17 protein-coding genes are annotated in these 21,540 nt (G+C 43.7%); 7 read left to right on the forward strand and 10 right to left on the reverse strand.

Annotated elements, in window-relative coordinates:
• Position 1: 1 nt before the first annotated feature.
• The 6 genes from mraZ to leuO form a co-directional block, all read right to left on the reverse strand.
• On the reverse strand, positions 2 to 460 hold the full coding sequence (gene mraZ, locus AACS92_RS03180; protein ID WP_086955542.1) for a division/cell wall cluster transcriptional repressor MraZ: 459 nt from the start codon (positions 458 to 460) through the stop codon (positions 2 to 4).
• Positions 461 to 1,110: 650 nt separating this feature from the next.
• A complete protein-coding gene (gene cra, locus AACS92_RS03185) occupies positions 1,111 to 2,118 on the reverse strand; it encodes a catabolite repressor/activator (RefSeq protein ID WP_099109917.1) in 1,008 nt (335 codons plus the stop codon).
• Between the two features lie 89 nt (positions 2,119 to 2,207).
• Positions 2,208 to 2,702: an acetolactate synthase small subunit gene (gene ilvN / locus AACS92_RS03190; protein ID WP_086956589.1), complete on the reverse strand. Its 495-nt coding sequence runs from the start codon at positions 2,700 to 2,702 to the stop codon at positions 2,208 to 2,210.
• The gene (gene ilvI / locus AACS92_RS03195; RefSeq protein ID WP_099109918.1) at positions 2,702 to 4,429 is read right to left on the reverse strand and encodes an acetolactate synthase 3 large subunit; all 1,728 of its coding nucleotides are present in this window, start codon (positions 4,427 to 4,429) and stop codon (positions 2,702 to 2,704) included. Before ilvI ends, ilvN begins: the two co-directional genes overlap by 1 nt.
• A gap of 274 nt (positions 4,430 to 4,703) precedes the next feature.
• Positions 4,704 to 6,506, reverse strand: coding sequence for an AMP-dependent synthetase/ligase (locus tag AACS92_RS03200; protein ID WP_099109919.1), 1,803 nt, complete (start codon positions 6,504 to 6,506; stop codon positions 4,704 to 4,706).
• A gap of 226 nt (positions 6,507 to 6,732) precedes the next feature.
• Positions 6,733 to 7,677 carry a transcriptional regulator LeuO gene (gene leuO, locus AACS92_RS03205; RefSeq protein ID WP_099109920.1) on the reverse strand — a complete coding sequence of 315 codons (945 nt, stop codon included), beginning with the start codon at positions 7,675 to 7,677 and terminating at the stop codon, positions 6,733 to 6,735.
• A gap of 887 nt (positions 7,678 to 8,564) precedes the next feature.
• Here leuO and leuA point away from each other — a divergent pair.
• From leuA to mutH, 4 genes are all read left to right on the forward strand, one after another.
• The gene (gene leuA, locus AACS92_RS03210) at positions 8,565 to 10,142 is read left to right on the forward strand and encodes a 2-isopropylmalate synthase (RefSeq protein ID WP_099109921.1); all 1,578 of its coding nucleotides are present in this window, start codon (positions 8,565 to 8,567) and stop codon (positions 10,140 to 10,142) included.
• A gap of 2 nt (positions 10,143 to 10,144) precedes the next feature.
• Positions 10,145 to 11,263, forward strand: coding sequence for a 3-isopropylmalate dehydrogenase (gene leuB, locus AACS92_RS03215; RefSeq protein ID WP_099109922.1), 1,119 nt, complete (start codon positions 10,145 to 10,147; stop codon positions 11,261 to 11,263).
• A 304-nt stretch (positions 11,264 to 11,567) separates the two neighbouring features.
• Positions 11,568 to 13,229 (forward strand): HTH-type transcriptional regulator SgrR, encoded by a 1,662-nt coding sequence (sgrR, locus tag AACS92_RS03220; RefSeq protein ID WP_099109923.1) that lies wholly within the window; start codon positions 11,568 to 11,570, stop codon positions 13,227 to 13,229.
• A 589-nt stretch (positions 13,230 to 13,818) separates the two neighbouring features.
• Positions 13,819 to 14,508, forward strand: coding sequence for a DNA mismatch repair endonuclease MutH (gene mutH / locus AACS92_RS03225; RefSeq protein WP_099109924.1), 690 nt, complete (start codon positions 13,819 to 13,821; stop codon positions 14,506 to 14,508).
• Positions 14,509 to 14,609: 101 nt separating this feature from the next.
• Here mutH and def read toward each other — a convergent pair whose 3' ends face one another.
• Both def and AACS92_RS03235 read right to left on the reverse strand, forming a co-directional pair.
• Complete coding sequence (gene def / locus AACS92_RS03230; protein WP_099109925.1) at positions 14,610 to 15,116, reverse strand: peptide deformylase; 507 nt, start codon at positions 15,114 to 15,116, stop codon at positions 14,610 to 14,612.
• 47 nt (positions 15,117 to 15,163) lie between these two features.
• Positions 15,164 to 15,718, reverse strand: a complete 555-nt coding sequence (locus tag AACS92_RS03235) for a TetR/AcrR family transcriptional regulator (RefSeq protein WP_099109926.1) — start codon at positions 15,716 to 15,718, stop codon at positions 15,164 to 15,166.
• A gap of 121 nt (positions 15,719 to 15,839) precedes the next feature.
• On the opposite strand from AACS92_RS03235, the gene AACS92_RS03240 reads away from it, so the two are divergent.
• The 3 genes from AACS92_RS03240 to AACS92_RS03250 are packed head-to-tail and all read left to right on the forward strand — an operon-like array spanning position 15,840 to position 18,656.
• The gene (locus AACS92_RS03240) at positions 15,840 to 17,063 is read left to right on the forward strand and encodes an MFS transporter (protein WP_153044760.1); all 1,224 of its coding nucleotides are present in this window, start codon (positions 15,840 to 15,842) and stop codon (positions 17,061 to 17,063) included.
• A 1-nt stretch (position 17,064) separates the two neighbouring features.
• On the forward strand, positions 17,065 to 17,277 hold the full coding sequence (locus AACS92_RS03245) for a hypothetical protein (RefSeq protein WP_099109927.1): 213 nt from the start codon (positions 17,065 to 17,067) through the stop codon (positions 17,275 to 17,277).
• Complete coding sequence (locus AACS92_RS03250) at positions 17,274 to 18,656, forward strand: amidase (RefSeq protein WP_099109928.1); 1,383 nt, start codon at positions 17,274 to 17,276, stop codon at positions 18,654 to 18,656. Before AACS92_RS03245 ends, AACS92_RS03250 begins: the two co-directional genes overlap by 4 nt.
• Before the next feature lie 197 nt (positions 18,657 to 18,853).
• Here AACS92_RS03250 and AACS92_RS03255 read toward each other — a convergent pair whose 3' ends face one another.
• On the reverse strand, positions 18,854 to 20,008 hold the full coding sequence (locus AACS92_RS03255; RefSeq protein ID WP_099109929.1) for a trans-sulfuration enzyme family protein: 1,155 nt from the start codon (positions 20,006 to 20,008) through the stop codon (positions 18,854 to 18,856).
• 20 nt (positions 20,009 to 20,028) lie between these two features.
• Positions 20,029 to 21,399 carry a pyridoxal-phosphate dependent enzyme gene (locus tag AACS92_RS03260; protein ID WP_099109930.1) on the reverse strand — a complete coding sequence of 457 codons (1,371 nt, stop codon included), beginning with the start codon at positions 21,397 to 21,399 and terminating at the stop codon, positions 20,029 to 20,031.
• Positions 21,400 to 21,540: the final 141 nt, after the last annotated feature.

Below are 21,540 nucleotides of genomic sequence, written 5' to 3' on the forward strand. Positions count from 1 at the left end.
TTTATAGTGATAAATCCTGTAGCCTTGCTGATAAAGGTTCTTGTGTAGATTGTTCAGCAGCGATGTCACTTTGTACTTGCTGATACCAGACCTGCTCATCCCACAATTCAAATTTATTAAATTGCCCAACCAGCATGACCTCTTTTGTTAGCCCTGCATGCTGACGCAATGTATGGGCTAACAAAAGACGTCCTGCACTGTCCATTTGGCATTCACTAGCGTGTCCTAATAACAAACGTTGAACACGACGTTCGGCTGGGTTCATGCTGGATAAGCGAGATAATTTTTCTTCGATGATTTCCCATTCGGGTAATGTATAAAGCAACAGACACGGCTGGTGAAGATCAATAGTACAAACCATTTGACCTTTTGATTCCGTATTCAGCGTTTCCCTATATCGGGCGGGTACAGTAAGTCGCCCTTTAGTATCGAGATTAACCAGCGTTGCTCCACGAAACATACTCAGGTTACCCCTTGATGGCCGAAATCTCCACATTATCCCACAAATCACCACAATTAAGAGTTTACGGATGGTATGAAAACCTTGTCAAGCCAGAGCCAGTGTGCTTTAGCTAGATTTACAGAAAGATTTAAGAGAGAAAAAGAAGGATTTTTTAGATTTGGCAATATTATTGTCAGCTAACACCATGATAAAACTGATTTATTTATGAATGACGCCAAGACTAACCTGAAAAAAATTTTTTAGGACAAATAATTATCACTTAAATTAATTTATGCAATCCATATCTCATTATTGCACAATTGTTAATCAATCGTAATCTATCAATAATAAAAATATACTCAGATCAAAATAGTATAAAAAGTAATAATAAGCTGAAATAAAGCAGAACAAAAAAATCTGCAATTATTTGAATATAAAGTATATAACCAAATATCTCACAAAAAAGAAATAACTTATCTTTATAATATATTTCTTAAGCAAAGATATTGTTCTTTTCACCTTCAATAGCCTATTTGCCATTTTTTCACTCATAGATTTTCGTTCAGAAAAATTTTAGTCGGAATAGTCTCAAAATTAAATCAACGAATCTATTTGAATGATTTTTGGAACAACATATTGCACCCTCACCTAAAATGAGGGCACACCAATCAGTCTTTACGACTCAAACGTCCCCGACGGCATAAGTGACGACGCATACGGGTTATTCCCGGTTCCGGCCTCTGTTTTTCATCAAGGCTAGCTAATACCAGTGACAAAGCCTGTTCAGCAACATCACGATGGCGCTGTGCTACCGATAATACCGGGCACTCAAGAAAATCAAGCAACTCATGATCACCAAATGTTGCAATGACTAGCTGTTCTGGCAACCGTCCGCTGCGTTTCAGAATGGTATCCATTACTCCCTGAAGCAAGGCAAATGAAGTCGTGTAAAGTACCTGAGGCAAAGGATTTTTTTCCAGCCATGAAGCAAAAACATCAGCCGCTGCTTCACGTTCATAGCTGTTCGCATAGAGATAATTCACCTGTCGCGGATCATTTTCCCATGCTTCGCGGAACCCTTGTTCACGTAAGAAACTGACGGATAATTCAGGCAGTGCGCCCAAATAAAGCACGGATTCTGAAGGAAACTGGCGTAATTCCTGTGCCAGCATTTTCGCATCTTCAAGATCGTCCCCGACAACACTGACGAAATGCTCGCTGTCCAATGCACGATCCAGCGCGATAATAGGCAGGGAGCGATTCGCCCAGCGCTGATAGAATGGATGCTCAGGAGGCAGAGCAGTGGAAACAATAATTGCATCAACTTGCCGTTGCAAAAGATGCTCAACACAACGCATTTCGTTATCTGGCTGGTCTTCAGAGCAGGCTATCAATAACTGATATCCGCGCTGCCGTGCCTGACGTTCAAGGTAGTTAGCAATACGGGTATAGCTCGTATTTTCCAAATCCGGTATCACTAAACCAATGGAGCGGGTACGTCCTGCCCGTAGACCGGCAGCAACAGCATTAGGGTGGTAGTTATGTTCTCTGACTACCGCCATTACTTTTTCTACTGTTTTATCGCTGACCCGATACTGTTTAGCTTTACCATTGATAACATAACTGGCCGTAGTACGTGAAACACCTGCTAAGCGGGCGATCTCATCCAGTTTCACATTAACCCCTCAGTAATATGATAGAAAAAGCCCCACGTTACAGTAGGGCCCAGTAAATATCTGTATATTAACCCGCAGATTGCGAATTTTCATCGCATAATTTTTTCTCCGCGCGCAACACCTACAATGCCTGATCGCGCCACTTCCACGATTTCTGCAACTTCCCGTACCGCATCAAGAAAGGCGTCCAGCTTTTCGCTCGTGCCCACCAACTGAACAGTGTACAGTGACGAAGTCACATCAACGATCTGCCCACGAAAAATATCGGTGCTGCGTTTAATTTCTTCGCGCCCGTATCCACTGGCCTGCAATTTTACCAGCATGATTTCACGCTCAACGTGAGCACCAGCCGTTAACTCATTAACCCGCAGAACATCCACTAACTTATGCAGCTGTTTTTCTATCTGCTCCAATACCTTCGCATCACCTTTAGTCTGGATGGTCATGCGTGACAGAGTCGGGTCTTCCGTTGGTGCCACCGTCAGACTTTCAATATTATAACCCCGTTGGGAAAACAGACCCACTACGCGAGACAATGCTCCCGATTCGTTTTCAAGTAATACAGACAAAATCCGGCGCATGATCAGGTCCTCTCTGTTTTGCTTAACCACATCTCATCCATTGCTCCTCCACGGATCTGCATAGGATAAACGTGTTCTGTTTCATCAACGGTAACATCAACAAAAACCAGACGCTGGTTTTCTGTCACTTCACGCAAAGCCTGAGCCAATTTGCTTTCCAGCTCATCATAATTCTGGATGGAGACACCAATGTGTCCGTAAGCTTCTGCCAGCCTGACAAAATCGGGCAGTGATTCCATGTAGGACTGAGAATGGCGCCCCGCGTAAATGATATCCTGTATCTGTTTCACCATGCCCAAAAAACGGTTATTTAAGTTAAGCACCAGAACCGGTAAACCATACTGTAATGCGGTGGACAGCTCCTGAATATTCATCTGAATACTGCCATCGCCGGTCACACATATAACCGTTGCTTCCGGGTTTGCCAGCTTAACGCCCAGAGCCGCAGGCAGACCAAAGCCCATCGTTCCCAGACCACCGGAATTAATCCAACGCCTTGGTTTATCAAATGGATAATGCAGTGCAGCAAACATCTGATGCTGACCAACATCGGATGCAATATACGCATCTCCTTTGGTCAAACGATAAAGTGCTTCAATAACTGCCTGTGGTTTTATTTTCGGGCTGGCGCGATCATAATCAAGGCATTTGCGATTACGCCACTGTTCAACAGATAGCCACCAGTCTTTGATTGCATCGGGATCCTGAGGGCTTTCCGTTGTGTCCAACAGTTCCACCATCTGACCGAGTACCTGTTTCGCATCGCCAACAATCGGAATATCAGCCGTCACTGTTTTAGAAATGGATGTTGGATCAATATCAATATGTAATACCGTCGCTTGCGGGCAATATTTTGCTAAATTATTGGTCGTGCGATCATCAAAACGCACCCCTACGGCAAGAATAATGTCGGCATTGTGCATCGCTTTATTGGCTTCAAACATGCCATGCATCCCCAGCATACCCAGACTCTGCTGATGAGTAGCAGGAAAAGCACCAAGCCCCATCAATGAACTTGTCACAGGAAGACGAAGGGATTCCGCTAGTTTCAGCAATTCTTCTGAACAGTCCGAATTAATCGCACCGCCTCCTACATAAAGCACCGGCTTTTTCGCTTCCTGTAACGCTTTCAGTGCTCGCTTAATCTGTCCCTTATGCCCCTGAATCGTTGGATTGTAGGAGCGCATATTGATTTTTTCTGGATAAATATAGGGAAATTTCAGCGCTGGATTAACGGTATCTTTAGGGAAATCAATAACAACAGGTCCCGGACGGCCACTTGCAGCTAAATAAAAAGCTTTTTTGATTATATTTGGAATATCTTCCGCTTTCTTCACCAGAAAGCTATGTTTGACGATAGGACGGGAGATACCCACCATATCACATTCCTGAAAAGCATCGTTACCGATCAAAGAGCTGGCCACCTGACCAGACAACACCACCATTGGAATCGAATCCATATACGCCGTTGCAATTCCGGTTATGGCGTTGGTTGCTCCCGGCCCTGAAGTGACCAGAACAACCCCCGTTTGCCCCGTTGAACGCGTATAACCATCCGCCATATGAACAGCGCCCTGTTCATGACGGACCAGAATATGTTCTATTCCGCCAATCGTATGTAAGGCATCATAAATATCCAGGACGGCCCCTCCCGGATAACCGAATACATGCTCAACGCCCTGATCGATTAACGATCTGACGACCATTTCGGCTCCTGACAACATCTCCATTGAGTTTGCCTCCAGGCTCTGTTTGCAAGTTAATGTCAGGACTTCATAAGGTCATCATGAGAGTGACCTTATTTATCCCATTCTATTTATTCGCAGTGTTTATTAGATTAGCATTCGTAATGACACGCATTTCATTAATACACTAAGCCATTAACATAACGTCAGATCTCAAGGTTATCAAACAACAATTCACATATTGAAAACATTTTTTTAATGAAATGATTTCGTTATTCTCAGTTAAACCAAAGCAGGAGCGTTATTATCCAGAGCTGATTCAATCCCGATACATGGATTCAATTTCACTCTGATAACGTTGAGAAATCACCTTACGCCGTAATTTCAGTGTCGGAGTCAGTTCGCCTTTTTCCATCGAAAAGGCTTCAGGCAACAGCGTAAAGCGTTTTACCTGATGGAATTTGGCGATATTTTTCTGCAATTCTTTCAGGCGTTGTTCAAATAATCCGATAATCTGATGATTACGCAGTAATTCCAAACGACTCTGGTAATGAAGATTTATCGATTTTGCGTAATCCTCCAGCGCTTCATAGCTGGGAACAATCAACGCTGAAACAAACTGGCGGGTATCGGCAATCACAGCAATATGCTCAATAAAACGATCCTGCCCCAGTGCTCCTTCAATTAATTGCGGAGCAATATATTTTCCCGTTGACGTTTTCATTAAATCTTTCAGGCGTTCTGTAATGAACAAATTCCCGGTTTCATCCAGCCCTCCGGCATCCCCTGTTCGCAGCCAGCCATCTTCAGTAAAAGCATGAACCGTGTCTTCCGGTCGATTGTAATACCCTTTCATTACGATTGGGCCACGTACCTGAATTTCACCCGCTGTGCTGATACGAACATCCACTCCGGGCAATGGCGTACCTATTGAACCCAACAGATAATTTTTCTCTTCCCAGCAGGAAACCGTGGCGCAGGTTTCCGTCATCCCATAACCGTATTTGATATTGAGCCCAACTGACAGGAAGAAGCGCATAATGGAGTCTTCAAGGCGTGCTCCGGCTACCGGCAGAAAACGGATCCGCCCACCTAATAGCTGGCGAAGTTTGTTCAGTACCAAACGATCAGCCAGTTTTTCGCCGCATAAAGAAAACGGACAGCCCTTTTTACCGTTTAATTGACGTGACCAACGGCGTTCACCCCGTTTGATCGCCCACTGGAAAATCATTCTGCGCCAGAATGGAGCGCGGGACACTTTCTCAAGAATTGCACTATGTATTTTTTCATACAGACGAGGAACAGAGCACATCACGGTCGGACGCACATCAACCATCGCCTCCCGAACAAAATTGGTGTCGGTCAGATAGACATTTAAGGCGCCTGTATGCATGACGTAATAACTCCATGCACGCTCAAAAATATGGGATAACGGCAGAAAACTGAGAGATACATCCTGTTCAGTCAGCGTCAACCGCTGATCATGCAGATAAAGCTGGGCAGCTATATTCTGGTAATCCAGCATGACACCTTTTGGCTCTCCTGTTGTACCGGAGGTATAAATCAGCGTAAAAAGATCATGCAAATCCAATCCGGCAATGCGGCTATCAAGTTCAGCCTGATACTGTGGCCTGTCATCAGCAATAAATGCCGATAAATACAATGCTTGTGGACATTCTTTCAAATCGACAGATTCATCCAGAACAACCAGATGATTAAGCTGCGGGCAAAGGGCTAACAATGTCAACGCTATATCGTACTGCTCCTGCCCTCCCACAAATAATATCCGTACTCCTGCATCATTGAGAATAAATGCAGCCTGATCACGGCTACTTGTCGCATAAAGCGGTACTGTGACGGCCCGTAACTGCAAAATGGCCAGATCCGATAATGACCATGCCATTGAGTTATCGGCAAAAATACCGATTTTCTCCTGAATTCCCACCTCAAGTGACAGCAGGGATCTTGCAATGGATTTCGTTTTACTATCAACATCCTGCCAGCTCATTTCAAGCTGTTCTGATGCTGACCATTGGCGAAATGCAATTTTTTCAGGGTATTTGCTGACTTGCTGTTGTAATCGCGTGATCAAGTGATAGGAGTGGAGAGAATTTGTTACCACAATATATTCCTGTTCTAAATCTTTGGTTCATCACATTCAGCAAGAAAACTGCCTAATTTTCAGCTTACATGTGTTAGCTATTTCCGCGCAGTCTACCCATTCCTGATGAAAGGGGGAAGCGTATTTTTAATAAGACAGGCCTCCCTAAAAAGAGGGAGGCCTGCTACTGTAATGCGATTCGAAATAGATTGGATAAAAGATAACGACAGGTGAATACCGCGTTTTATTACCGGTCGCCAAGACAACTCAGTAATGATTTCATCCACTGATGTCCTTTATCTCTGTTCATTGAAGCATGCCATATCAAATAACACGGGCGGGAAACACTGTTATTAGGCAATGATACAGTACGGATATTTAACTGCCCGGAATAGTGCTCAACCATCCATTTAGGCGCGATGGCAACCAGATAAGTCTGAGATACGATGTTAAGAACACTATTTAAATCAGTTCCCTGATAAGAGACAGAATCTATTAATTCACTGTTTTCATAGTAAGGTTTGCTGAAGGAATCTGAATTATCTAATGCTACAATTGCATGACGCTCATCCTGCAATTGCTGCTGACTGATACATTCACCAATTCTGGGATGACTTTGAGAAACAGCCAGAACCAGCTCGTCATCAAATAATGGGAAATGCTGAAAATCAGGGTGTTCAAATTGGGTATAACTGATAACAAATTCGATTTCTTGATATTTTAATTTCTTCTCAATATTGTCGTTTATTTGTGTTTTAATCACGACATCGATATTGGGAGAATGCCTTTTTATTTCACCAACAATTTGAGCAGCTAAACGGATATCAAGTGGACTACAGATAGAAAGATTAAATGTTCTTACACTATTATCGGGATCAAACCCTGCTCCGGGTAACTCATTATGTACAATCTGAAGTGCCTGCCTAAGTGGCCCGAAAAGTTGTTTTGCCCTCGCCGTTGGCTGAATACCACGCCCATGCCGCACAAATAATTCATCATCAAACATCGTTTTTAAGCGAGCTACTGCGTTACTGACCGCCGGTTGTGACATACCTAATGCCTGAGCTGCACGTGTAATATTCTGCATTTGCATAACAGCATCAAAAACCGTCAGCAAATTGAGATCTACACTACGCAATTGAACTTCACATGGTTCTTTTTTTCCTGTGTTTACCAGGTTGCATCCAGCCATTATTTAATTTCACTCCACTATATTTATTGCGGCGATCTTATTATTAATAAATGAATATAGACTGCCTTACCATGTAAGTTTCAACATTTTAAAGAGCTACTTCAAATAATAAGATCATTTATCTCAATCAATGACAATTTAATTGAGATTCTTCCTTGTATAAAAACAATTATATATTATTAAAAATAATCAAAAATAAATTATTAACCCATAACTCTGAATTAGAATAATCCTTATGAATTTGTTTATATAAATTTTCCAGCAGGATTAAATTGTTATGTTAACTATGGCTGGTTATTTTCCAGCGCACAGAAGAAAATTTATTCATATGATGAATAAATATTTTTCGTTAATATATTTATATTTAATATAGTTATTGATTAGTAAGCCAAGAACACCATAGTGAGTATTCATTCTATCCCTGTCCCGTTAATAAACATCTTTATAACATTATAAGCATTATATTTATTATCCATTAGGGCCGGATTTTACTTCATATATAGATATGAAAAATAGATAAAAACATCGTTAAAAATGTAAAAAATAGTCACTCCGGCTACGAAAAGGTCAAAAAAAATCCTATTAATGCACATTATTCATTCCCGGCCTAAATTTGTACTGCTTGACAATGTTTTTCAGATGACGTATCAATAATTATATCGAAACGGTAATACTCAATTAACAGATTTTCAAAGGTTGACTTACATGATTCACAATATTCGTCTACTAAGCCTACTACTAAACGCCTTTAATGTGCGCGGTATGCTGGTAGATTGAATTCAGAGTTAATCTTTACCAGAGATAAAAACCCGCGCTAACGCGGGTTTTTTTATACCTGCTCGGCGCCCTAAAAAAATTAAAACATGACAACTGACAGGAGCACAACTATGAGCCAGCAAGTTATTATTTTCGATACCACATTGCGAGATGGTGAACAGGCGTTACAGGCCAGCCTGAGTGTCAAAGAAAAACTGCAAATCGCTTATGCACTGGAAAGGCTGGGCGTTGATATTATCGAAGCGGGTTTCCCCGTTTCTTCCCCCGGCGATTTTGAATCAGTCCAGACTATCGCTCGCGAGATCAAAAACAGCCGTATCTGTGCCCTGTCCCGTTGTGTTGATAATGATATCGATGTTTCGGCGGAAGCTCTGAGTGTTGCAGAAGCTTTTCGCCTGCATATGGTGTTGGCGACTTCCAACCTGCATGTTGAACATAAATTAAAAAAAGGGTTTGATGATATCGTCGAAATGGCGGTTCGTTCCATCAAACGGGCGCGCAGGTATACCGATGATGTGGAATTCTCCTGTGAAGATGCAGGACGCTCAGATATCGATAACTTGTGCCGCATCGTCGAGCAGGCCATAAAAGCAGGCGCAACGACCATCAATATTCCTGATACCGTTGGTTATACAACGCCCTACCAATTTGGCGGTATTATTAAAACCTTATTTAATCGCGTACCTAATATTGATAAGGCAATTATTTCTGTTCATTGCCATGACGATTTGGGGATGTCAGTCGCTAACTCCATTACTGCCGTTCAGGCAGGCGCCAGACAAGTTGAAGGAACCATTAACGGACTGGGTGAACGTGCCGGAAACTGTTCACTGGAAGAAGTGATTATGGCGATAAAAACCCGCCAGCAAATGTTGGGGGTTCATACCAATATTAACCATAAAGAAATTTATCGTACCAGCCAGTTAGTCAGTCAAATTTGTAATACTCCGATCCCGGCCCATAAAGCGGTTGTAGGCAGCAATGCTTTCGCCCATTCATCCGGCATTCATCAGGACGGTGTTCTGAAAAATCGTGAAACCTACGAAATTATGACACCGGATTCCATCGGCCTGAAAGATACCCAACTGAATCTGACTTCCCGCTCTGGCCGCTCTGCCGTAAAACATCGTATGACTGAAATGGGCTATCAGGAGAAAGATTATGATCTGGATGCCCTGTATGAAGCCTTCCTGAAACTGGCTGATAAAAAAGGTCAGGTCTTTGATTACGATCTGGAAGCGCTGGTGTTCATTAACCAGCAACAGCAGGAAGATGAGCGCTATCGTCTGGATTATTTCAGTATTCAGTCCGGAACCAGCATAGTATCAACAGCAACAGTGCGTCTGGCTTGCGGTGATGAAATTAAATCTGAAGCAGCAACCGGAAACGGGACTGTCGATGCTATCTATCATGCTATGAACCGGATTACGGGCTATCCGATAAAATTACTTTCCTATCAATTATCCGGCAAAGGACATGGGAAGGACGCACTTGGTCAGGTCAATATTATCGTAGAGTGCTTTGGTCGCCGTTTTCATGGCGTGGGGTTAGCGACAGATGTGATTGAATCGTCTGCTAAAGCAATGATCCACGCGCTGAACAATATCTGGCAGGCAGAACAGGTCAAAAAAGAAAAACAACGCATACAAGACAATATTTCCAAAAGCACAACAAAGGAAACTGAATAACAATGTCTACCCATTCTATTACAAAACAACAGGAACCTGCTTACCATATTGCGGTGTTGCCCGGTGACGGTATTGGCCCGGAAGTCATGAAGCAAGCCTATAAAGTACTGGATGCTATTCGCCGTCGTTTTTCTATTCGCATCACAACCAGTGAATACGATGTTGGAGGGATTGCCATTGATCGGCATGGTTGTCCTTTACCCGAAGCCACTGTTGCTGGTTGTGAAAAAGCGGATGCGATTCTGTTTGGCTCTGTCGGTGGCCCTAAATGGGAGCATTTACCCCCGGCCAACCAGCCAGAACGCGGGGCATTATTACCACTGCGCAAGCACTTCAAGCTATTCAGTAACCTACGTCCGGCACACTTATATGCCAGTCTGGCGTCTTTTTGCCCGCTGCGTCATGATATTGCGGAAAAAGGTTTCGATATTTTATGTGTTCGTGAACTGACGGGCGGGATCTATTTTGGTCAGCCCAAAGGACGGGAAGGAGAAGGAAGATATGAACGTGCTTTCGACACAGAAGTTTATCATCGGTTTGAAATAGAAAGAATTGCCCGCATTGCTTTCGAATCGGCCCGCAAACGTCGTCATAAAGTGACTTCGATTGATAAAGCCAATGTTTTGCAAAGTTCTGTTCTGTGGCGTGAAATTGTCAGTGAAATTGCGAAAGAATATCCTGACGTTGAAATCAATCACATGTATATCGACAACGCCACAATGCAGCTCATCAAAGCACCTTCTCAGTTTGATGTACTGCTTTGCTCCAATATCTTTGGTGATATTCTGTCTGATGAATGTGCCATGATCACCGGTTCAATGGGCATGTTGCCTTCTGCCAGCCTGAATGAGAAAGGATTTGGTTTATATGAACCTGCCGGGGGCTCTGCTCCGGATATCGCAGGAAAAAATATAGCCAATCCAATCGCCCAGATCCTATCCACCGCTCTCTTGCTTCGTTACAGCATTAAACGTGATGATATTGCAGATGCCATTGAAACAGCAGTCAATACTGCACTGGAACAGGGTTATAGAACTGCTGATTTAGCGGGTAACGGAAAGGCAATCAGCACTGATGAAATGGGTGATATTATTGCTCAAAATATCATCAAGAAAAATTAATCTGGTATATACACAATGGATTTCAAGATGCATCGCGGCGGCAAGGGAGTAAATCCCCAGGAGCATAGATAACTATGTGACTGGGGTGAGCGAGCGCAGCCAACAAAGAGGCAACTTGAAAGACGAAGTGTATAAAAGAAAGGCCAGTAAGTCGCCTTACTGGCTGGTAAAAATACCATTACTCAAAAAATCGGGAGTCAGTAAGTGATAACTTTCCACTTATAAATGACTTTAAATCTGACTTATTATCGGCTTAATATAAGGAAATAAAAATTGATGGAAAAATCAGTGGAGTTCCTCTTTTATGCCGAACCCTCGCCTGCAACAACAGTTCATCCAGTTATGGCAGCATTATCAGGGCGAAAATGCTGAAACCACACTCCAGATACTCGCTGATATCCTGCACTGTTCACGTCGCCATGTCCGTTCTCTATTAAATAATATGCAGCAGTCTGGCTGGTTACGCTGGCACGCTGAAGCCGGCAGAGGAAAACGTTCCCGGCTCCACTTTCTGCGTAGTGGACTAGAACTCCAGCAACAGCGGGCAGAAAAGCTGTTCGAACAGGAAGACATTGAGGAGCTAGTTCATTTAGTCGGTGACAAAAATACCGTCCGTCAAATGGTACTATCGCAACTGGAGCGCAATTTCAGGCAGGGGAAAAGCACACTACGCATTATTTACTATCGCCCATTTCCAAATTTATTACCCGGCACAGCACTCAGGCGTTCAGAAATTCACCTGATACGGCAAATTTTCAACGGATTAACCCGTATAAATGAGGAAAAAGAGGAAGTTGAAGGTGATCTGGCTCATCACTGGCAGCAAATGACAGAACATCATTGGCGTTTTTATCTGCGGCCAGCCATCTATTTCCACCACGGCAGAGAATTACAGGCAAAAGATATCATCAGCTCACTGGAGCATTTAAAATGCTTTCCGCTTTTTTCCCACATTGCAAAAATCACCTCTACTATTCCCTATACGGTAGATATCTTTCTTCATCAGCCTGACACTCGGTTTGACTTTCTGATGGGCAGCCCTCATGTCATGATCCTGCCAGAAGAATGGAAAAGCCTGCCCAACTTTGCTCAACGCCCAGTCGGAACCGGTCCTTATCAGGTCGTTACCAATAATAGCCATAAATTAAAAATTAAAGCATTTGATCACTATTTTGGTTTCAGAGCACTACTTGATGAAGTTAATATCTCGATTCATCCTGAATTGACAGAAAAACTGGTTTGTACAACTCTGCATCTGGGAAATGATGGCAACAATAACAATTCATTGGATAGCCGAATGGAAGAAGGCTGTTATTTCCTGTTAAGTGATCAACGCTCGGCAAAATGTGCAAGGCAAGAGGTGCGCGATTGGCTGTGTAGTTTACTCACGCCTATTAATTTATTAGCCCATTGTGATCCTTTCTATCAGCGCCACTGGTCACCGGCGTATGGGTTATTGCTGCGCTGGCATCACAGCAAACTCCTCCCGCAACGTCAGAAACCGGAAGATATTACCAGCCTGACGGTCACTTTTTATCAACAGCATCATGAGTACCATACTATCAGTAAAATCCTGCAAGTTATTCTGGCAAAGTATGGTGTTGAGCTGACAATCAATATTGTGGATTACGAAACATGGTTCAATGGCGATAACGAAAGTGATGTCTGGTTAGCCACCGCCAATTTTTATAAGCCACTGGAGTTTTCACTGTTTGCAACTCTTTACGAAATACCCTTGCTGAAAAAATGTCTGAACAGCGATTTAAACATCGAGGTTTCTTTATGGCGACAGGATAAGCTGAATGTTGAAGAGTGGTGTGAAAAAATCGTTGATGAGCATAGGTTACACCCATTATTCCATCATTGGCTTGAATTACAGGGGCAAAGAAGCATGAGAGGGGTGAAAATGAATACTTTTGGATGGTTTGACTTTAAATCTGCATGGTTTACACCTCCGGAAGGATAATTCACAGAAAAAGCGAAAGTTATAAACAATTATAGTCTGACAATGATAATTTTATTCACTTTTTCTGTGGATATGTATGTGAAAAAGTCAGGGGTAATGCAGGTATAATTTTCTTTACCCCTTTCAATCGTCTGATAAGATTAAATAAATACCTATTATTTTTCATTATGTTAATGTTTATAACGTGCATTACCTCAACCTGTGCGGAACATCACAGTTTTCTATTTTTCTTACACTGCGCAAATATCAACCAATGGTGAATTTATCCACAGGATATGCCTTTTAGTTAAACAAATACATGCGGTTTTTGTAGAAAACCACCTTAGATAAGGCTGTAAATCAAACCAGTGATCGCAATTTTCATCACTTATCCCATAGTTCTGTGGATAACATGGTGTAAGATCCTGTTTATTATCACGGTGAATAGGTGAACAATCATAATGAGTTTATTTTTAATACGAAGAACACGAATTAAAATATCTTTTATATCATGTCATTATCTGGTTAATCCGCATACTGATAAACTCATAATGAAATTACACAATTATTGTGTTCATTTTTTAAACAAGGCTAAATATATCTTATAATCATGCAATTCACACCACCAGCACCACCAGAAAACGAACAACAACTCTTTAAGCGAGCCCAGTCTCTGGCCGGCTTAACGTTAGGAGAACTGGCTACCCAAGCCAGCATTCCCATACCGCCTAATCTGAAACGGGACAAAGGTTGGGTGGGCATGTTGCTTGAATATTATCTGGGCGCGAGTGCGGGAAGTAAGCCAGAACAAGATTTTGAGCATATTGGTGTTGAACTGAAAACAATTCCGGTGGACAGAAAAGGCACGCCTCTGGAAACCACTTTTGTCTGCGTTGCTCCTTTAACTGGCAACAGCGGCATCACATGGGAAAACTGCCATGTCAGGCGTAAGCTGTCTCGTGTTTTATGGGTGCCGGTTGAAGGAGAAAGAGAGATCCCGCTTGCTGAACGTCGTGTTGGTTCTCCGCTCCTCTGGAGTCCAAATCCGGTTGAAGAAGAGTTATTAAGATGTGATTGGGAAGAATTGATGGATCTCATCGTGTTAGGCAAAGTTGAGAGTATTACAGCCCGTCACGGTGAAGTCTTGCAATTGCGCCCAAAAGCGGCGAACAGCCGGGCATTAACAGAAGCTATTGGTGAATATGGACAACCGATTATGACGCTTCCCCGTGGTTTTTATTTAAAGAAAAGCCTTACCGCGCCATTATTAGCTCGTCACTTTTTCATAGGTTCTGATTAGTGTTACCACGTAAATTTCACTATTTTCTGCTCCCCCGCTTATTCCAGTCACCATAGCCATAGTGACTGGAGCATATTAAACTATATACTTACCATTTCTCGCTAATTTACTCTACTGTTCAAATATTTTTTCACTTTTTTTAGTGCCATTTGTCTTTTTAATGGCGATAAATAATCGATGAAAATAATACCGTGCAAATGGTCAATTTCATGCTGCATCACGATAGAAAGAAAATCTTCACTTTCCACTGTGATAGCCTGACCGTTTCGATCCAGCGCTTCTACTTTCACTTTTTCAAATCGTTCTACATCAGCATAATAACCGGGAATTGATAAGCAACCTTCCTGATTCACGACCCTACGTTCTTTTTCAACGATTTTAGGATTGATTAAAACCAGAGGCTGATTCCGCTCTGGTGAAATATCAATAACTAATACAGATTCTCTTCTTCCTACCTGAGGTGCGGCCAGCCCAATGCCATTATCCGTGTCATACATTGTTTCCAACATATCATCGACCAACGTTTGGATAGCTTCAACATGGGCGACATCAACACATTTCTGTTTCAGTCTTTCATCAGGAATTGTGAGTATATCTAAAACAGCCATAACCATTCTCCTTTGTTCACGGAACGTTAAGAATAATATAACTCGCTTTACCTTGCTTCCAGCTGTTCGAAAAATGTGTGTATCTGTTCACTTGTAGGGGGATCATTTGCAAATAGGATGCGATACATTAACGGTGCAACAACACCCGAAATAATCAAATCAACAGACATAGATTTTTCGCCTTTTTCCTGTGCTCGCTGACAGATTGCCTCTATTTGCTGGCGTATACATCCATCACACTTACCGGCATATTCATGGCCCGGCGTACCCAGTACATCTCTTAACATTGCCCGACCGGGTTCAGATGCCATCTCTTCAAAGTATTGCTCAAGCCATGTCAGAAGATCTGTTCGAAATGAACCTGTTTCAACAGGAGAGTGATCCGGCCGTAGCTCTTCAACTGCAACATCTGCCAGTAATTGTGACAAATCCCCCCAGCGGCGATAAATAGTTGATGGTGTCACACCTGCACGGGCAGCAATCGCGGGCACAGTCAATTCAGTACGGGAAAGTTCTTGTTGTAATTCCCGCACAGCCTGATGGACAGCCGCCTGCACGCGGGCACTACGACCACCGGGACGCGGTGCTGCTCTGTGAGTCATTTCTTTCTCTGCTCCTACTTCTGTCACTATTCACACAAACCCACTAAAGCAAAAAAATTGCGTTAGTGGGATAATTCTTGTAGCATCATTAAAGCTAACATTTTGCTTTTATGGAGTTGTTATGTCAAATAACACACCTGATTCTTGCCCACAATCTCATAACAATCGGATGTCTTACCAAGCCGCGACTGTACTTCACGCCATCACGTTAATGGCCTTCTTAGCGGCATCCAGTGCACCTACGCCACTCTATCGTATTTACCAGCATGAATGGGGGTTCAGCTCAACGCTACTGACGGTAATTTTTGCCGCCTATGCACTAGCTTTGCTGCTGGCTTTATTGATAGCAGGGCGCTTATCAGATCATATAGGGCGACGACCGGTGATTAGTTTAGCCTTAGTGTTACAAATCATATCAATGAGTACTTTTTTACTGGCCTCTGATCCCGCATGGCTGGTAGGTGCACGCATTATACAAGGGCTTGCAACCGGCTTGGCGACTGCTTCTGTAGGGGCTGCTCTGTTAGATATGAACAGAGAACGTGGGGCGCTGATTAACAGTATTGCACCGATGCTGGGTATGGCTGCCGGTGCATTAGGCAGCACCACATTGCTGGTATTTGCTCCCGACCCACTCCACACCATATATGTTTTATTACTGATTGTGTTTTTGGTGGTATTCATTCTTACCCGACTGGCTCCTGAAACTGTACAACGTCGTTCGGGAGCATGGGAAAGCCTACGCCCCCGCATTATGGTGCCCGTACAGGCCCGCAATGCGTTACGGGCAATTACTCCGGCTAATTTTGCTGTGTGGATGATCGGTGGATTCTACTTATCTCTCATGCCATCACTGATTGTTGCAACAACTCACACAACATCACCGTGGATGGGAGGCCTTTCAGTCGCAGCATTAACGCTCAGTGGTGCGATTGCAATCATCGCCGCCCGTAAACTAACCTCTTTTATGACCCTGTTATCAGGTGAACTCGCTTTAGCAACAGGGTTATTACTGATCCTACTGGCTGCAAATCGGGAATATGTCATGCTATTGCTGATAGGCTCAGTTATCACTGGATTCGGCTTTGGAGCAACCTTTCTTGGTGCGATAAGAACCGTATTACCACTGGCTGAACCTCATGAAAGAGGCGGTCTGATGGGCGCTTTTTATATTGAAAGTTACCTTGCCAACAGTGTTCCTACAATTGCGATTGGTTATTTCGCCCATCAGTCTGGTTTGCTGGTTGCGGTCAATGTCTACGGAGCAGTCATCATAGCTCTGGTTTTACTGGCTATTCTACTGACAATATTGAATAAAAATATCTCAATACCGTTAAGGAAATAATATGAATATAACAGTACCTGATCCTTTATCTGCGGAAGAAACACAATTACTGGCAGCCAGTGTCGGCCTGATACTGGATGCAGAGCGAGCGCAATATATTGCAGGAGCACTGCATCATATCCGTACGGCAATCGCCCGATTAGATGAGCTGCCGATGGATGATGCTGATCTTCCGGCGCTGGCTTTCAATGCCGGAGGAGAAAGAAAAATATGATTGACCTGAAAAACCTGACTATTTCTCAAGCCAGTCAAGCGATTGCTGCACAGACATTATCTCCGGTAGAGCTGGTTGATGCCGCCCTTGCCAATATAAAAATAGCAGAGCCAGAGATTAATGCTTTTGTATCTGTCTGGGCGGAAGAGGCACGGGAACAGGCCAAACAGGCAGAACGTGAAATCAGTCAGAGAAAATATCGCGGGCCGTTACATGGGATCCCTCTGGCATTGAAAGACCTGTTCAATGTCGCCGGTAAACCGACCACAGCCAGCTCTAAAGTCCGAGCAGGACATATTGCCCAATCCAACAGTGCAGTAACGGATGCTTTACATCGTGCAGGTACCATCTTACTGGGGAAAACCCATACTCACGAATTTGCATTTGGTGTAACTACGCCACAAACACGTAATCCTCTTGATACTCGTCGTATCGTTGGCGGCTCCAGTGGTGGTTCTGCTGCTGCGGTAGCCTACGGCGGAGTATTGGCAGCAATGGGAACAGATACCGGCGGTTCTATCAGAATACCGGCCGCACTGTGCGGAATTGTCGGCTTTAAACCGACCTATGGATTAGTTTCCTGTTATGGTGTTACGCCACTAGCATGGTCACTGGATCATGCCGGGCCGATGACCCGAACAGTAGAAGATGCCGGATTAATATTACAGGCATTAATGGGCTTTGATGAACGTGACCCGGCAAGCCGTCAGGCACCGAATACAAATTATGCGGATTTCTCTAAACAGGAAATTAAAGGATTACGGGTTGGCATTCCACAAAACTATTATTTTGATCAGGTTGCTGAATCAGTGAAAGCAGCCGTAAAACAGACCGCAGAACGCCTTAAACAGCAGGGAGCTGAAGTCACGACCGTCAACATACCTCTGGCAGATTACCTGATGCCAACCCAGTGGGGCATCACAGTGGCTGAGGCGGCTTCAATACATTCTCGTACTTTACGTAAGTCTGCATCACTGTATGGGGATGATGTGCGGACTTTCCTTGAAGCAGGCCAGTTGTTACCTGCCGGAGATTATCTGAAAGCACAACGAGCCAGACGGATAATATGCCAGCAGTGGAATACATTATTTAATGATATCGATATCTTACTCACGCCTACAGTCCCTGAGACAGCAGCGCTCGTCGGGCAGGAATCGTTTACTTGGTCTGACAATTCTCAGGAAACCATCATAAATGCCTATCTTCGCCTATGCACTCCTGCCAATATCACGGGGCTACCGGCCTTAACACTGCCTGTAGCGAAGGATAAACAAGGCCTGCCTATTGGTATACAAGTGATTGGCCGGGCAATGGATGATGCAACAGTACTACGAGTAGGCCATGCTATAGAAGTGGCGGGCAAAACTGAGTCTGTATAGAAATAAAAACATAAAAAAATGCCAACCCGAAAATCGGGCTGGCATATTATACACAATGAATTTCAAGGTGCGTCCCGGCGGCAAGGGAGAAACCCCCCAGTCACATAGATAACCGTATGTTTATAAAAACGGTGACTGGGGTGAGCGAACACAACCAACAAAGAGGCAACTTGAAAGACGACGTGTGTATTTCAGCTTTACAGATTTGCTGCGCTAAGAGCCTGCGATAAATCGGCAATCAAATCATCGACATTCTCAATACCCACTGAAAGACGGATTAATTGTGGTGTAATGCCTGCCGCTAAACGTTTTTCCAACGGAATAGATGCATGAGTCATGGTAAATGGCTGACCAACCAGACTTTCCACGCCACCCAGACTTTCTGCCAGTGTGAATAGTTTCAGTGCTTTTATCATCCGATGAGTAGCATCATCATCCCCTTTCAGCACAATAGAAATCATGCCACCAGCACCTTTCATCTGACGCTTCGCCAGCTCATGCTGAGGATGAGAATCAAGACCAGGGTAAAAGACTTTTTCTATTTGTGGCTGCTGTTCCAGCCAGTGGGCAATTTTTTCTGCATTGCTGATATGTCTTTCCATACGCAGTGATAGTGTCCGTATACCACGCAAGACAAGGAAACTACTGAAAGGGTCAAGGATCCCACCAATTGAATTTTGCAGGAAAGCAAGCTGCTCAGCCAATTCAGCATTGTTTCCCACTACCGCAAGGCCAGCAACAACATCGGAATGACCATTCAGATATTTAGTTGCGGAATGAACAACAATATCAAACCCTAAATCCAATGGGCGCTGGATATAAGGAGAAGCAAACGTATTATCTGCAACACTGATAATTTTATGGTGTTGTGCTACCTGAGCAATTGCGGCCAAATCTGCCAGTTTAAGCAATGGGTTGGTTGGCGTTTCCACCCAAATCATTTTTGTATCAGGTTGGATAGCCGCTTCCAGTGCCGCAGTATCTCCCGCTTCGACATAGGTGACACGCAATCCGGCAGTCCGGCGACGCACTTTTTCCAGTAATCGGTAAGTACCGCCATACAGATCATCCACAGCAACGATGTGACTGTCTTTATCAAGTAATTCCAGAATCGTCGAACTGGCTGCTAAACCCGAGCCAAATGCATAACCCCGGCTGCCATTTTCCAGTTCAGCAATCGCCCGCTCCAGAGCATCCCGCGTGGGGTTGCCACTACGGGAATACTCGTATCCCGTATGCTGACCCGGTGCAGGTTGCGCATAAGTGGATGTGGCATAGATTGCAGGCATTACAGCCCCTGTATGATCAGGGACATAGCCGGCGTGAACGCTTTTAGTATCAAATTTAGTCATTAAGTTATTCCTGAAATAGGTTAATTGAGTTGTTGACGCCATGCGTTCAGCACATCAGTACGGGTAACAAGGCCAATAAAGTTTTTATTATCATCAACAATCAGCGCCACATGACCCGCATCAAAGGTTGCAACCAGTTGCTCCAATGGTGCATTTTTATGGAGAGTCTTAACCTGGCTGGTCATGGCCTGACTGACTGATAAAGAGAAATTATGAGAATCAGCCTGAATGGCATTCATCAAGTCCCACTCATCAATAATGCCGACAATCTGGTCATTATCGAGTACAGGGAGTTGCGAAATGTCATACAACCGCATTCGCCCATGAGCAATCTGTAGGGTATCCTGTGGAGAAACAAAAACTGTCGCGCCATCCCGGTAGCGATATGTCACGTAATCACTTAAATCATTTTCTTTCTGCTGTGAACGCAGCCCTTGTTCCAGTAGCCAGTAGTCATTAAACATTTTGGATAAATATTTATTGCCACTATCACAAGCCAGAGTTACCACACGCTTTGGTGTTTTCTGTGCCCGGCAATAGCGTAATGCCGCAGACAATAACGTGCCTGAAGATGAACCAACAAGAACACCTTCCTGTAAAAGCAGCTCCCTAGCACAAGAAAATGCTTCAGCATCAGTGATCCGGTAAGCATGACTAATATTAGAAAAATCCCCCAGCGGTGGGATAAAATCCTCGCCAATCCCTTCAACGAACCAGCTTCCCGCTTCATCGTAATGGCCGTATTCAACATAATCAGCAAGAATAGAGCCTTTAGGATCAGCAAGAATAAATCGGGTATCGGGAGAAACTTCCCGGAAATACTGGCTTAAACCGCCAAGCGTTCCGCCTGATCCCACACCAACAACAACAGCATCTACATCGTGTTCCATCTGCTGCCATATTTCAGGGCCGGTCGTTGTCATATGAGCCAGTGAATTAGATGCATTATTAAACTGATCAATGTAATACGCGCCACTGATTTCCTTCGACAGACGCAACGCATAATCCTGATAATATTCCGGATGCCCCTTACCCACATCAGAACGGGTCAGACGGACATCCGTTCCCAATGCTCTCAGGTGATATATTTTTTCCCTGCTCATCTTATCCGGTACAACCAGTATCAGCTTATAACCTTTCATGGCAGCAACCAGTGCTAACCCAATACCGGTATTACCAGCCGTTGCTTCAATGATGGTGCCACCGGGTTTCAGTAACCCCTGTTTTTCTGCCTGTTCAATCATTGAGAGTGCAACTCTGTCTTTAATAGAACCGCCCGGATTCTGGTTCTCTAGCTTAATAAAGAGTTGGCATGGGCCGGTATCCAGATGGGTCAGTTCCAGCAACGGTGTATTCCCGATCAACTCCAGAACCGAACGTGGTGCAGACATATTAGCCTCTTAATATTCAGTAATATTTGAAAGTAAGACTTATAGATCCGTGAAGAATAACGCCGTTAGACAATAGATTAAAAAGAACAAATCAAAACTACATATAACTAAAAGTAATTAATTAATTCGATATTGAACAAT

This window comes from Xenorhabdus sp. KJ12.1 (genome assembly GCF_963876495.1).
Taxonomy (GTDB): Bacteria; Pseudomonadota; Gammaproteobacteria; order Enterobacterales; family Enterobacteriaceae; genus Xenorhabdus; species Xenorhabdus stockiae.

Excerpts from the sequence above, each read along its gene's own strand:
- ilvI (WP_099109918.1), bottom strand. The coding sequence starts at position 4,429 with ATGGAGATGTTGTCAGGAGCCGAAATGGTCGTCAGATCGTTAATCGAT.
- leuO (WP_099109920.1), bottom strand. The coding sequence starts at position 7,677 with ATGGCTGGATGCAACCTGGTAAACACAGGAAAAAAAGAACCATGTGAA.
- sgrR (WP_099109923.1), top strand. The coding sequence starts at position 11,568 with ATGCCGAACCCTCGCCTGCAACAACAGTTCATCCAGTTATGGCAGCAT.
- mutH (WP_099109924.1), top strand. The coding sequence starts at position 13,819 with ATGCAATTCACACCACCAGCACCACCAGAAAACGAACAACAACTCTTT.
- AACS92_RS03235 (WP_099109926.1), bottom strand. The coding sequence starts at position 15,718 with ATGACTCACAGAGCAGCACCGCGTCCCGGTGGTCGTAGTGCCCGCGTG.
- AACS92_RS03250 (WP_099109928.1), top strand. The coding sequence starts at position 17,274 with ATGATTGACCTGAAAAACCTGACTATTTCTCAAGCCAGTCAAGCGATT.
- leuB (WP_099109922.1), top strand. The coding sequence starts at position 10,145 with ATGTCTACCCATTCTATTACAAAACAACAGGAACCTGCTTACCATATT.
- AACS92_RS03240 (WP_153044760.1), top strand. The coding sequence starts at position 15,840 with ATGTCAAATAACACACCTGATTCTTGCCCACAATCTCATAACAATCGG.
- AACS92_RS03260 (WP_099109930.1), bottom strand. The coding sequence starts at position 21,399 with ATGTCTGCACCACGTTCGGTTCTGGAGTTGATCGGGAATACACCGTTG.
- def (WP_099109925.1), bottom strand. The coding sequence starts at position 15,116 with ATGGCTGTTTTAGATATACTCACAATTCCTGATGAAAGACTGAAACAG.
- AACS92_RS03245 (WP_099109927.1), top strand. The coding sequence starts at position 17,065 with ATGAATATAACAGTACCTGATCCTTTATCTGCGGAAGAAACACAATTA.
- mraZ (WP_086955542.1), bottom strand. The coding sequence starts at position 460 with ATGTTTCGTGGAGCAACGCTGGTTAATCTCGATACTAAAGGGCGACTT.
- leuA (WP_099109921.1), top strand. The coding sequence starts at position 8,565 with ATGAGCCAGCAAGTTATTATTTTCGATACCACATTGCGAGATGGTGAA.
- AACS92_RS03255 (WP_099109929.1), bottom strand. The coding sequence starts at position 20,008 with ATGACTAAATTTGATACTAAAAGCGTTCACGCCGGCTATGTCCCTGAT.